We start from the raw sequence: 13451 nt of genomic DNA, 5'->3' as shown, positions 1-13451 counted from the left end.
GGTATGCTGCAAAGATAAGTATTGTTGAAAACTAATTTTCTACCTTTGTCAAATGATTATAAAATCAGCAACATTTATTTGTAGTAATACAAAGGTTTCAGCTTTGCCTGTAGCCAATATGCCCGAATACGCATTTATCGGACGTTCCAACGTAGGGAAGTCTTCATTGATCAATATGCTGGTGAATCAGCATGGTTTAGCAAAAACGTCCCAAAAGCCGGGTAAAACCCAGCTGATTAACCATTTTCTCATCAACGAAAAATGGTATATTGTAGATTTACCAGGGTATGGTTATGCCAAAGTTTCGAAGAACAGCAGAGAGAGCTGGGAGAAATTTATCCGTTATTACATCACTAGAAGAGAAAGCCTGCAATGCGTTTTCGTATTGATAGACAGTAGATTAGAACCTCAAAAAATCGATCTTGAGTTTTGCTGCTGGATGGGCGAAATCCAGATTCCTTTTGTACTGGCTTTCACTAAGGCAGATAAACAATCAGCAACGAAAACGGATAAAAACATTGCAGCGTTTAAGAAAGCATTGGGTGGATGGTTTGAAGAAATCCCTCCATGTTTTGTCACTTCTGCGGAGAAACAGCAAGGCAGAGAGGAGATTCTGGAGTTTATTGAACAGACAAATCTTGACTTCGCCATGCCAATTTTAACCCCTCAGGAAGACTAAACAGGTATTGCGGATATGAAAAAATATTTTTCACTGGTCCTGTTTGCCCACTCCGTTTTTGCATTACCCTTTGCAATGATTGGATTCTTTTTAGGCGTAACAACGACTACCAGTCCTTTTAAATGGACTTTATTGGTGATGGTATTGCTGTGTATGGTCTTTGCCCGCAACGCGGCAATGGCCTTTAACCGGTACCTGGACAGAAATATCGATGCCAAAAACCCACGCACACAAATGCGTGATATTCCGGCAGGAAGGGTTTCAGCTAATGAAGCGCTGATTTTTGTGATCGTCAACTGTATCTTATTTATGGTGACGACTATTTTTATCAATCCGCTGTGCTTTTACCTATCGCCTGTAGCCCTGTTTGTGGTGTTATTCTATAGCTATACTAAAAGGTTTACCGCTCTTTGTCACCTAGTACTCGGCTTAGGTCTTGCCTTGGCACCTATTGGTGCTTATATCGCCGTTACCGGACAGTTTGCAGTCATCCCCGTCCTTTATTCTTTCGCCGTGCTCTTTTGGGTAAGTGGTTTCGACATCATTTATGCCCTGCAGGACGAAGGTTTTGACCGTGATGAAAAACTGCATTCCATTCCCGCAGCATTGGGGATTAAAAATGCCTTGAAACTTTCAGAAGTACTTCATGTGTTTTCAGCATTATGTGTCATTGTGCCTATCATTCTGGCACCTGATAATTTTAGCTGGTTCTATTACCTGGGGGTTGCGTTTTTCTGCTCGATGCTGATCTATCAGCACCTGCTAGTGAAGCCAAATGACATCAGTAAAGTAGATAAAGCTTTCATGACCACCAATGGTTTTGCCTCTGTAATTTTTGCCGCCTGTTTCCTTTTAGACACCTTAATGAGGACACTATTCTATTAACAAGCACCTATTGCGCTCAGCATATTTTAGAAAAGCCTTTTTCAAGCCCTGCTCGAAAAAGGCTTTTTACGTTAAGCCGCATTTTAATTGGCAGATTTATCAGCCTCTGCCCTGCGTTCATTATATTTGCCATAGTAATTTAAAAAAAGCTATGATCAATCTTAATATACCGGTAAAGCAAAGGGCTTATATCCCACAACAATTGGAAATGAAATGGGATAATTTATCCCCTATTTTACAAGAATTGCTGGAGCGTCCAATTGCTGATGTTCAAGAACTTGAAAAATGGCTTAAAGACAAAAGTGAGCTGGAAGCTGCCTTAGAGGAAGATTTTGCCTGGAGATACATCCGCATGAGCTGTGATACGGGAAATGAAAAGTTAGTGGAAGATTTTCAATATTTTGCTACGGAAATTGAACCAAAGATCTCCCCTATTGCCAACCAATTAAATCAAAAATTCAACGACAGCCCTTTTATTGATGAGCTGGATCAGGAAAAATATTTCGTTTACATCAGGGCGATCAGAAAAGCAATTGAAATCTACCGCGAAGAGAATGTCGAACTGCTGACTAAACTTCAAGTGGCGCAGCAGCGTTATCAAGGCATTACCGGTGCGATGAGTGTGGAGATTAATGGCCAGGAATATACGCTGGAACAAGCTTCAAACTTCATTAAAGATACAGACAGAGCGGTTAGGCAACAAGCCTGGGAAACCATTCAGCAACGTCGTTTGGTAGACAAAGACGATTTGAATATCCTTTTTGATGAGTTGCTGGTGATGCGTCATCAGGTCGCTTTAAATGCTGGTTTCGAAAACTATAGGGATTATATGTTCCAGGCCCTGGGCAGGTTCGACTATACACCACAGGATTGTTATCATTTCCATGAAGCCATTGAAAAACAGGTCGTGCCTATTTTGAAAGAACAAGCACAAAAACGTGCGGATGCTTTAGGATTGACTATCCTAAAACCTTGGGATATGGAAGTGAGCACCACTGGTAAACCTGCTTTAAAACCTTTTAAAAATGGGGAGGAGCTGATTGATAAAAGCATCGAATGTTTCAATGCCATTGACCCTAAGCTAGGTCAGATGTTAGCTACGATGAAATCCAATAACCTGTTTGATGTAGAAAGCAGAAAAGGAAAAGCACCTGGAGGATATAACTATCCGCTGGCAGAAACTGGTGCCCCCTTTATTTTCATGAACTCCGCAGGTTCATTAAGAGACCTGACCACAATGGTTCATGAAGGCGGCCATGCGATCCATACTTTTATGACCGCAAACCTGGAGCTGAATGACTTTAAACATTGTCCATCTGAAGTAGCAGAACTTGCTTCCATGAGCATGGAATTGATTTCTATGGATTATTGGGATGTTTATTTTGACAAGGAAGAAGATTTATTACGCGCTAAAAAAGAACAACTGGCGGATGTACTGAAAACGCTTCCATGGGTAGCAGTGATTGATCAGTTCCAGCACTGGATCTATACCAATCCTGGTCATAATGCAGCCGATAGAGAGGTGACTTTCAAACAGATTTATGCACGATTTGGTGCTGGATTTGCAAATTGGGAAGGTCAGGAGGCTGAGTTTGGCAACCTATGGCAGAAGCAATTACACTTATTTGAGGTTCCTTTTTATTACATAGAATATGCGATTGCGCAATTGGGTGCCATTGCAATTTGGAAAAATTACAAGGAAAATCCGCAAAAAGCATTGGAGCAATACCTAGCTGCATTATCTCTGGGTTACACCAAGCCAATCAATGAAATTTATGAAACAGCGGGCATTAAATTCGACTTCAGTCTGAGTTATATTGAGGAACTGGCTTCCTTCGTAAAGGACGAATTACAGAAATTAGGTTAATTGTTTAGAAGTAATTTATAAGTTTGAATAATACAAACTAAACTAACCAGCATTCAATGTTTGAAAAACTCTTCAGAAAGAAGTCCATATCCAAGATATTAGAAGATGCCGAAAAGGGCCATGGAGATCATGGAGACTCTTTGCAAAAGACCTTAGGAGTAAGAGATCTGACCGCTTTTGGAATCGCGGCCATTATTGGCGCCGGTATATTCAGTACCATTGGAAAAGCAAGTGCGGATGGTGGTCCGGCAGTGATATTCCTATTTATCTTTACCGCTATTGCCTGTAGTTTTGCCGCTTTCGCTTATGCGGAATTTGCGTCGATGGTACCGGTTTCAGGCAGCGCTTATACGTATTCTTACGTCGCCTTTGGCGAATTGGTAGCCTGGATCATTGGCTGGTCGCTGATCATGGAATACTCTATCGGAAATATCACTGTGGCCATTTCCTGGTCCGACTATTTTACGGGACTCCTCTCCTCCATAAACATACCCGCATTGGGCATCAAAGGGATACATGTGCCTGATTGGGCTACAATGGACTACCTTTCTGCCTACAACGGTCATAAACACGCAGAAGCATTACTAAATGCTGGAAAAGATTTCGCTAATCTGGATGAGGCTACTAAACTGGCCAATAATGCCTGGATCACAGCACCAAAAATCGGCAATTTTCACATCGTAGCCGACATTCCGGCACTAGGCATCATCATCCTGATTACCTGGCTGATTTACAGAGGAATGAAGGAATCCAGAAATGCAAGTAATGCCATGGTAGTGGTTAAATTAGCCGTAATTTTATTGGTCTTGTCAGTAGGTATTTTCTACGTAGATACGGCAAACTGGGATCCTTTCGCTCCAAATGGCGTGTCTGGTGTACTTAAAGGGGTATCTGCGGTATTCTTTGCCTATATTGGTTTTGATGCCATTTCTACTACTGCGGAAGAATGTAAAAACCCGCAGCGGGATCTTCCAAGAGGAATGATGTGGGCGATTATCATCTGTACCATTTTATATGTAGCCATTGCTTTAGTACTGACCGGAATTGTGAATTACAGCCTTTTAGCTGTTGGTGATCCATTAGCCTTCGTATTTGACCACATCAACCTGAAACTGATGAGCGGAATTATCGCAGTAAGCGCGGTATTTGCCATGGCCAGTGTGTTATTGGTATTCCAAATGGGGCAGCCTAGAATCTGGATGAGCATGAGCCGTGATGGTTTGTTGCCGAAGTCATTTTCGAAGATTCACCCGGTATATAAAACACCATCCTTTGCCACCATTGTGGTGGGCTTTGTAGTTGCCATTCCTTCCTTATTCATGAACCTGACGATCGTTACCGATCTTTGTTCCATAGGAACTTTATTTGCATTCGTGCTGGTTTGTGCGGGTGTACTGGTACTTCAAAACAAGCCAAATATTCAGCGAGGAAAGTTTAAAACGCCTTATGTCAACTCTAAATATATTATCCCTTTTGCATTGATTGCTGCTTTAATCTTCGGTTTTACCAGTTATAAGCAAGAAATGAATGCCTTTATTTTCAATACGCCAAAGATTGTTGAACCGGTTCATTTCATTACTTCACTAAACGAGAAGGAACTGGAATCGGTAAAGGAAGAGATTAAAAATGGTCCGGTAAAAGTTGCCCCAGGACAAACATTAGACGCTGCAGGGTACCTGTCTGAGCTTTCTGAAACACAATACCAACAGTTTGTAGACCAATCTGCGGTAAACGTAGAGAAGAAATACGAAGAGGGATGGTCCTTGTTTAAACACAAAATCCCAATGTGGATTTTCTTTATGATTTGCCTGGTGATCACTTATTTCTGTATCACAAAAAACTTGTCGTTAATTCCTGTTTTAGGATTGATGAGCTGTTTATATATGATGTGTGAGCTTGGAATTTCCAACTGGATCGGCTTCGGCATCTGGCTGGCCATCGGACTGGTAGTCTACTTCCTTTATGGTTACAGACATAGTAAATTAGGTAAAGAAAGCAGCGCGATCTCCTAATTCGACTGATCAATTTATAATATAGGGTGTCTTTTCAGGCACCCTTTTTTTTTGTACTGAAATTTATATCCTCAAACAGGAATTAACTAATAATTAAGTCAGAATATCTCCTATTTCAGCTTACAATTTTACCTGCCCCCATTTTGCTTTTGTTTTGCTGTCGTTTTGTCCGAGTAACAGCAGGGCATAATAAAAGCAAAACAAGAGCAAAACAAGAGCAAAACAGATAGCGATGTAATCCCCCTTTTTTCTCCCCCAATTGAGGCGTCATTTAATGAAAATCAGGTAGAAATCCAGACCAAAAACAGGGCATGTTAAAAATTCAGACTTCGATCTGGGCCTTTATACCAGAAACCGATAGGAAATAAATATTTCTACATTGATTCAATTATTTCTTCATTAAAGGGTGTATAAAAATTAGTTTTGCCCTATACTCATGACTTGTTATCTCATAATTCCATCTTTTATAAAATAATTACCTATCTTAGTTATGGTATTTATACCCATTAAAGTGCCCTCCTATAATTATCCCTATAGTTGTTCGGTCGGAAGACCAACACTAAAGGCTCCTCCCCGGAGCCTTTTTTATTTTATACAATTTTCGATTGAGTCATACGCTTAGCTTAGCTATTATTAATAACAAGGCAATTTTTCAAGGATTCCAGCGGCACAGTTTTGCATAAAAAAGGCTGCTCATAAATGAATATGAACAGCCTTTAATATAAGGATATAGGTGTATTACACCGGCAATCTTGTCAATTCGATATCATCTGGTGTGACAAAGATCAGCGGAACTTTCTCTACGTCCACATAACTGGAATCCAGTCCAAAACTTCTTTCCTCAGAAAGACTGAAGCGTTTCAGAATGAAGTAATAATCCATCACACTGCGCTCATAGAAGCTCAGTTTCGAGAATTTCGATAAGTGTTTTTCTAACAGCACGAACCTGAAATCTCCCGCAATTTTATGTTTATTTAAAGAGGTATACTGACTGGTAATGTCTACTTCGCCATTCTTCACCAGCTCTTCTATTACTTTTCTGTATAACAGGTTTACACTCTGCTCTACCCTGAAACCCAATTTAAAATCGATACGGATCAGCTTCCCTGGAATCAGGAACTCTACCTTATATTCTCTTGTATAGGGCTCATCCACCACATCTACGTGCACCAACCAATAAATATCGGCACGTTTTGGTTCTTTCTGAATGATCGAATAAATGATTTTAGATTCGATTTCTGTTTTAAAGTTGGCACTGGTTAAATATACCAGCTGAGAAGAATATTTAGGAACAGATTCATCTACACTTAGCTCAGAAATGATCTGGAAGTAATCTTCAATCTCTACATATTTAACGAATCTGTTTTTGATTTTTCTGGCTACATACCAACTCCACATCACGGTAAACAGGGCAGAACCGATCAATACGGTCATCCAGCCACCATGGAAGAATTTGGCAAGGTTACCTACCAGGAAGGTAGATTCTAATACACCATAGATTACTAAGAAGATTACAATCACATAGACTGGCACCTTTTTACGTTTCATATAGGCTGCGACAAGGATCGTAGTAGATAAGAAAGTTAAGTTGATGGCCAGACCGTAGGCCCCCTCCATTGCACCGGATTTCTTAAAGATCAGTACGATGGCCACACAACCAAGCCACAATAACCAGTTGATCGAAGGCACATAGATCTGTCCTTTTTGATTACTTGGATAATTGATCCTTACTTTCGGCCAAAGGTTTAACCTTACCGCCTCAGAAATCAGGGTAAAGGAGCCAGTAATCATCGCCTGACTGGCAATTACAGCTGCTAAAGTAGCCAATGCTACCATAAATAACAGGTATGCAGGAGGAACGATTTCGAAGAATGGGTTTAATTCAACTTCATAATGAGGTCTGTGTAATACCCATACCCCTTGTCCGAGGTAATTTAAAATCAGCATGATTTTAACGAATACCCAACTCACCCTGATGTTGTTTTTTCCGCAGTGTCCCATATCCGAATACAGCGCTTCTGCTCCGGTAGTACACAGGAATACACCACCTAAGATCAGTAAGGCAGCAGGATTATGGATCAATAATACCACGGCATAATAAGGATTCAAAGCCTTTAGGATCGTAAAATCCTGTACGACAAATAACAATCCTAAGATCCCTAACGCACTAAACCATAAAAACATGACTGGCCCAAACAGCTTTCCAACCAGGTTGGTTCCAAATTGCTGAATGATAAAGAGTCCGGTAATGATGGCAATAACGATTGGGATAACGGGTACATCCGGGAATTTTAGCTGTAATCCCTCAATAGCGGTAGTTACCGTAATACTGGGGGTGATCACTCCGTCGGCGAGCATGGCACATCCTCCAATAACGGCAGGTATGACGAGCCATTTCGCATTTTTCCTGACCAGAGAGTAGAGTGAAAAGATCCCTCCCTCACCTTTGTTATCTGCCTTCAAGGTAATGACAACGTATTTAATTGTCGTTTGTAGGGTTAAGGTCCAGATGATACAGGAAATCGCACCAAGTACTAATTCCGGCGTCACGGCCTGCCCTGCCCCTTTAACTGCTGTAAAAATCGCTTTTAGGGTATAGAGTGGTGAGGTTCCAATGTCTCCATATACAATACCTAAACTTATGAGTAACCCTCCGGCACTGAGCGCATTTAAATTTTTCTGATTCGACACCTTGTTCTAATTATGCGGTAAAATTACAGTAAATAAACAAATTTACAATCCTATAAAATTCTGAATAGCAGATTATGGTTAAAAATACAAACAAGACTGAACGCCATAAGTTGTTAAATATTGTTAAATATTAAATTACCGAACAAAATCATTGATTATTTTGTTTTTTTATTTATATTTTTGGAACTATCCAAGCATGAAGATAAAACTACAAATTAAGCTGCTCTTGAAGATTTCTTGCATTTTATGCCTGAGTGTTTTCTGCGGCCTAAATGTTTTAGCACAGCGACAGGACAGCACCATCTCAAATGTAAGGGCAAAGAAAATCTACAAGACTCCGCAAATCAAAGCCAATGTCCCTACATATAAGCCTAAATCAGCTTTCGGTTATATTCCTTACAATGAGGTATTGTCGAATGCAAAGGGAAATACAACGATTAAAGCCGATAAAATACTGACGGTCTTAAAAGTATATCCAAATCCGGTAACTGATCAGATCAACCTGATTTTGAAATTGGACAGGGAGTCAAACTTTTCCGTTAAAATCATGGATTTGTTAGGCAATGAGATCGTAACCCTTGCAAATGAACGTATTAATCCAGGTGAGCAGACAAAAAGCTACACCATTCCCAACCGCTTAAACAGTGGAATCTATTTCCTGAAGATCATTTCTGGATCTGAAACTATAGTAAAACGTATTTCCGTTTTATAATTCCCCCTATTCTTTAGTATTTTTGGGGAGGAGGAAACTTTCAGGACCGAATCTTGTTAGTTCCATAATTATTAATCCCAAATCTGAAGATGAAGATCATTGCCATTGGCCGCAACTACGCTGCGCATGCCAAAGAATTAAACAACCCTATTCCAGGGACACCAGTTATATTTCTAAAGCCGGATACTGCTGCCTTAAGAGAAAACAAGCCTTTTTACATTCCTGAATTTTCTTCCGACATACATTATGAGCTGGAAGTGGTTTTAAAAATCTGCAGAGAAGGAAAACATATCGCCGAAAAATTTGCAGGTAATTATTTTGAAGAAGTTGGGTTGGGGATTGACTTTACCGCAAGAGACATTCAGACACGTCATAAAGAAAAAGGCCTGCCATGGGAATTAGCGAAAGCATTTGACCATAGTGCAGCAGTGAGCTCATTTGTACCAAAAGCACAGTTGAGCGACTTGCACCAGCTTCCATTTGAACTTCAGATCAATGGAGCGCCCCGTCAGCAAGGAAACACAAAAGATATGATCTTCTCTTTCGAATACCTGATTTCTTTTATATCTCAATATTTCACCTTAAAAAAAGGAGACCTGATTTTTACAGGCACACCAGAAGGCGTTGGACAAGTACATGAGGGTGATAAATTAGAAGCCTGGATGGATGGCCAGCAGTTGTTAAATTTTGATATAAAATAGTTTTCATGGTAAAAGCGAAATTGTTATTGCTGAGCCTGCTGTTCTTTAGTTTTGCAGCAAGTGCCCAACAGGTTTTTAGTACTCAGAAATATCCATTGGTGGATTTCAGGTCACCGCTGGATATTGTTCCTCCGGCACTGGCCGGTTCTTTTGGAGAACTCCGCCCTAATCATTTTCATTCAGGAATGGATTTCCGCACCAATCAGCGGGAAGGTTATCCGGTATATGCCATCGCCGATGGCTACGTTTCCCGTTTAAGGGTTCAAAACAGTGGTTTCGGACTAGCAGTTTACCTGACCCATCCTAATGGATATACATCGGTTTATGGTCATCTATCACGCTTTAATCCTAAAATCGCACAGCAGGTAAAAACCTTACAGTATCAAAAGAAATCTTATGAGATTGACGATTTCCCTGCGGCTACATTAATCCCCGTACGCAAAGGGGATGTGATCGCTTACACCGGTAATACAGGAAGTTCTGGCGGCCCTCATTTACACTTCGAAATTAGAGATACCAAGACGGAAGCGATCATTAACCCACAATTATTTGGTTTCGAAATCCCTGACAATATTCCTCCGGTAATTTATGCGATGTATGTTTACCGATTAAACCATTTACCTTTTAATGAACTGACACCAAAGCAGTATTTTCAGGTAGTGGGTGGTTCCGGCAATTACGCCTTGAATCAGGTGAATACGATTCATTTAGATGGAGAAGTTGGATTTGGAGTGATCAGTACCGACAAACACAACGGGGCTTCGGGTACCAATGGTGTATATTCTATTGAATTGGAACTGGATGGCAAAATTGTTTTCACTTCTGCGATGGAACGTTTCAAATTTGAAAACAGCAAGGCGATCAACTCCCACATTGACTATCCTACCTTTATAAATACGAGGAAAAGTATTCAAAAGAGTTTTGTAGATCCTGGAAATCCATTGGGTATCTATAGCAATCTTGTAAATAATGGCAGGATCGAGTTTAATGATGGCAAATTGCATCAGTTAAAATACCTCATCACCGATGGGAAAGGAAATAAAAGCGTACTTCAGTTTAAAGTGCAATCGGATCCGAAAGCGGTGATTAAAACTCCAGAACAGGCCAAGGGTATTCCTTACGCTTATGGCACTATAAACGAATTTAACAATTCAGAAGTAAAAGTGATCTTTCCTAAAGGAACTTTGTATAATGACCTGAACTTCCAGTATAAAGCTTTCCCTAAGCCAGCTGGCAATGCTTTTTCTGCAGCACATCAGATCCATAATAACCTGACGCCGCTTCACCTCGGTTTTGAGCTTTGGATTAAAGCCGACAGCAGTTTATCGAAATATAAAGAAAAAGCATTGATCGTTAATTCGGGTGGTGGTGCTCAAGGCGGCAGCTTCGACAATGGTTATGTGAAAGCTAACCCAAGAACCTTTGGCCGTTTCCACATCGCGATAGATACCGTTCCCCCTACCCTGACGCCGCTAAACATCAGCGATGGCAAGAATATGGCAGGAATCAGTAAGATGTCATTCAAATTAAGAGATAACCTTTCAGGTTTGAAAAGCTTTAATGGTTATGTAGACGGCAAATGGATTTTGATGGAATTTGATGCTAAAACCGCTAGTTTATGGCATACTTTTGATGGCAGTATTGCGCCAGGGAAACATACCCTGGAAGTGATCGTTTCCGATATGAAAGGCAACAATAGAAATTATTCAATTACATTTTATAAATAGTATGATGACTGAATTAACAGCAGGTCAGGCAGCGCCTGATTTTACCGCAACAGATCAGGATGGAAATCCAATTTCCTTGAATCAATTCAAAGGAAAAAAAGTGGTACTTTACTTCTATCCAAAAGACAATACTCCGGGTTGTACTGCGGAGGCATGTGATTTCAGAGACAATTACCAGGGCTTAATTGCCAAGGGTATTGTGGTATTGGGCGTGAGTGTGGATTCTGAGCAATCTCATCAGAAATTTGCCAGTAAATACGAACTTCCTTTTACATTAATTGCTGATCCTGATAAAAAGATCGTAGAGGCTTATGGGGTTTGGGGTGAGAAAAACATGTATGGTAAAAAATACATGGGCACGAATAGAAAAACCTTCCTGATTGATGAAAACGGCATAATTACGCACATCATTGAAAAGGTGGACACTAAAAATGCAACGGCTCAGGTGCTGGAATTACTGAACGCATAAGTACTACTGAAAAAAGCCAGATTTAGGATTTCTGATCGGAAACCACCCTGGATCTGGCTTTTTCTATGATAATTTCTATCTTTTGATACAATTCTGCAGCATAAAAAGGCTTGGAAATGTAATCATTCATTCCGATACTGACACATTTTTCCAGCTCACCTTTGATGGTATGGGCTGTCATGGCCACTATAGGAATCTCAGCTTTATCACCGGCCATCTTTCTAATGATCCGGGTAGTTTCATAACCGTCCAGTTCCGGCATCTGCAAATCCATCAGGATAATATCAAATGATTGCTTTTCATAAGCTTCCAATGCAATGCGGCCATTGCCAGCCAGGGTAATTTCATAGCCCTGATTTTCAAGTAATTTAGTGACCAGCAGCTGATTGATCGGATTGTCTTCCACAATCAGGACTTTAATTCCTTTGCCATTCTGCAGGATGGGCTGATGAAGTCTGGATCTTCGGCTATTTATGGTTTGTGTTTTCAGTTCTTCCGATACTTTGTCGAAATTCATGGTAAAGTAGAAATCTGAGCCACGGCCAACCACACTATCCATCGCCACAGCCCCGCCCTGTAACTCCACCAGGCGTTTTACAATACTTAGTCCAAGTCCAGTTCCTGCATACCTTCTGGAGGTATCATTGGTTACCTGTTCAAAGAAATCAAACACTTTCTGCTGTTTATTCATTGGGATCCCTATTCCAGTATCGTGCAGCTGAAATCCAATAGAGACGGTATCATCTTGCTCATCTAATGCTCTTAAAGAGATTTTCACTTCCCCTTTTTCAGTGAATTTGATGGCATTTGAAGTGAGGTTTAATAGAATCTGTCCCAGACGAAGGGCATCACCGCTCAGCACTTCCGGCAGGGTATCAGGAATCTCGTAGCTAAAATTCAGGTTTTTACATTTTGCACTGTGTTCCATCATTCTATAAATGGAATGTACGGTGTCTTTCAAAGTAAAAGGAAGGTTTTGAAAATTGATGTCTCCGGATTCCAATCTGGAAAAGTCGAGGATATCATTGAGGATGGCCATGAGCTGATCGGCCGATTTGATGATCATCTGAAGGGATTGATGGTGATCTTCGTCCACCAGAGATTCCTCCAATAACTGTGCGAAACCCATAATTCCATTCATAGGGGTACGGATTTCGTGGCTGATATTGACCAGAAATATTTGTTTTGCTTTTTCAGAAGCTTCCCTGATTTCCTGTTCTTTAATCAGTTCCAGGGCCATTCCATTTAATTCTTTGTTTTTTTGTGCTAATGCTTGATGAAGCTGTGCTGTTGCTGGCGGTTGCAGTTTATTTTTGATTACGCTTTTAAACTGCTGGATCAGGCCATAACAGGCGATCAGCACTGCGATGCCAGAGGCAATTGAAAACCAGATACGGACTTGCTGGTTGTTCGCAGAGAGCACAATCCAGTAACTGAATACCATACAAAGCACGATAAAGGACACTAAAAGATATATTGTTCTTAAATCATGAACACTATCCTCCCCCCTTCTAAAGGTAGAAATTGCCATACACACACATTAAAGTTAAGCCCCCCAGGCAAACAATAATCACAAAAATACAGTTTTATATGAGATTAAAACTTCAGATCCGGCATTCATTTTGTTCAGTATTAAGAAGATAAGACCGCATTTCAAAACTTATTGGGGTAGCTGGCCTTCCGCATTTAAGTGCTTAGCTTTTAAGCA

General features: G+C 40.5%; 10 protein-coding genes. 8 read left to right on the top strand and 2 right to left on the bottom strand.

Annotated elements, in window-relative coordinates; all coding sequences use genetic code 11:
- Positions 1 to 52 precede the first annotated feature (52 nt).
- The 4 genes from yihA (at position 53) to K7X70_RS14205 (ending at position 5443) form a co-directional block, all read left to right on the top strand.
- Positions 53 to 679: a ribosome biogenesis GTP-binding protein YihA/YsxC gene (gene yihA, locus K7X70_RS14220; RefSeq protein ID WP_222537657.1), complete on the top strand. Its 627-nt coding sequence runs from the start codon at positions 53 to 55 to the stop codon at positions 677 to 679.
- Between the two features lie 15 nt (positions 680 to 694).
- Positions 695 to 1564 carry a UbiA-like polyprenyltransferase gene (locus K7X70_RS14215; protein ID WP_222537656.1) on the top strand — a complete coding sequence of 290 codons (870 nt, stop codon included), beginning with the start codon at positions 695 to 697 and terminating at the stop codon, positions 1562 to 1564.
- A 151-nt stretch (positions 1565 to 1715) separates the two neighbouring features.
- Positions 1716 to 3431 (top strand): M3 family oligoendopeptidase, encoded by a 1716-nt coding sequence (locus tag K7X70_RS14210; protein WP_222537655.1) that lies wholly within the window; start codon positions 1716 to 1718, stop codon positions 3429 to 3431.
- 56 nt (positions 3432 to 3487) lie between these two features.
- Complete coding sequence (locus K7X70_RS14205; protein ID WP_222537654.1) at positions 3488 to 5443, top strand: amino acid permease; 1956 nt, start codon at positions 3488 to 3490, stop codon at positions 5441 to 5443.
- Positions 5444 to 6181: 738 nt separating this feature from the next.
- Here K7X70_RS14205 and K7X70_RS14200 read toward each other — a convergent pair.
- Complete coding sequence (locus tag K7X70_RS14200) at positions 6182 to 8134, bottom strand: KUP/HAK/KT family potassium transporter (RefSeq protein ID WP_222537653.1); 1953 nt, start codon at positions 8132 to 8134, stop codon at positions 6182 to 6184.
- Positions 8135 to 8330: 196 nt separating this feature from the next.
- Between K7X70_RS14200 and K7X70_RS14195 the strand changes: the two genes are divergently transcribed.
- From K7X70_RS14195 to bcp, 4 genes are all read left to right on the top strand, one after another.
- Entirely contained in the window at positions 8331 to 8846 is a 516-nt protein-coding gene (locus K7X70_RS14195) for a T9SS type A sorting domain-containing protein (protein WP_255607223.1), read from the top strand.
- Positions 8847 to 8935: 89 nt separating this feature from the next.
- A complete protein-coding gene (locus K7X70_RS14190) occupies positions 8936 to 9547 on the top strand; it encodes a fumarylacetoacetate hydrolase family protein (protein ID WP_222537652.1) in 612 nt (203 codons plus the stop codon).
- Positions 9548 to 9552: 5 nt separating this feature from the next.
- On the top strand, positions 9553 to 11274 hold the full coding sequence (locus K7X70_RS14185; protein WP_222537651.1) for a M23 family metallopeptidase: 1722 nt from the start codon (positions 9553 to 9555) through the stop codon (positions 11272 to 11274).
- A gap of 4 nt (positions 11275 to 11278) precedes the next feature.
- Complete coding sequence (gene bcp / locus K7X70_RS14180) at positions 11279 to 11743, top strand: thioredoxin-dependent thiol peroxidase (protein WP_222537764.1); 465 nt, start codon at positions 11279 to 11281, stop codon at positions 11741 to 11743.
- A 22-nt stretch (positions 11744 to 11765) separates the two neighbouring features.
- Here bcp and K7X70_RS14175 read toward each other — a convergent pair whose 3' ends face one another.
- Entirely contained in the window at positions 11766 to 13274 is a 1509-nt protein-coding gene (locus K7X70_RS14175; protein ID WP_222537650.1) for a response regulator, read from the bottom strand.
- Positions 13275 to 13451 lie beyond the last annotated feature (177 nt).

This window comes from Pedobacter polysacchareus (assembly GCF_019802255.1).
GTDB classification, from domain to species: Bacteria; Bacteroidota; Bacteroidia; order Sphingobacteriales; family Sphingobacteriaceae; genus Pedobacter; species Pedobacter polysacchareus.
Note: the sequence above shows the minus strand (reverse complement) of the source record. Positions and strands in the feature narration are given on the sequence as shown.

What these genes read in the sequence shown, in the direction of transcription:
- K7X70_RS14215 (WP_222537656.1), top strand. Translation starts at nt 695, where the DNA reads ATGAAAAAATATTTTTCACTGGTCCTGTTTGCCCACTCCGTTTTTGCA.
- bcp (WP_222537764.1), top strand. Translation starts at nt 11,279, where the DNA reads ATGACTGAATTAACAGCAGGTCAGGCAGCGCCTGATTTTACCGCAACA.
- K7X70_RS14175 (WP_222537650.1), bottom strand. Translation starts at nt 13,274, where the DNA reads ATGGCAATTTCTACCTTTAGAAGGGGGGAGGATAGTGTTCATGATTTA.
- K7X70_RS14195 (WP_255607223.1), top strand. Translation starts at nt 8,331, where the DNA reads ATGAAGATAAAACTACAAATTAAGCTGCTCTTGAAGATTTCTTGCATT.
- yihA (WP_222537657.1), top strand. Translation starts at nt 53, where the DNA reads ATGATTATAAAATCAGCAACATTTATTTGTAGTAATACAAAGGTTTCA.
- K7X70_RS14205 (WP_222537654.1), top strand. Translation starts at nt 3,488, where the DNA reads ATGTTTGAAAAACTCTTCAGAAAGAAGTCCATATCCAAGATATTAGAA.
- K7X70_RS14185 (WP_222537651.1), top strand. Translation starts at nt 9,553, where the DNA reads ATGGTAAAAGCGAAATTGTTATTGCTGAGCCTGCTGTTCTTTAGTTTT.
- K7X70_RS14190 (WP_222537652.1), top strand. Translation starts at nt 8,936, where the DNA reads ATGAAGATCATTGCCATTGGCCGCAACTACGCTGCGCATGCCAAAGAA.
- K7X70_RS14210 (WP_222537655.1), top strand. Translation starts at nt 1,716, where the DNA reads ATGATCAATCTTAATATACCGGTAAAGCAAAGGGCTTATATCCCACAA.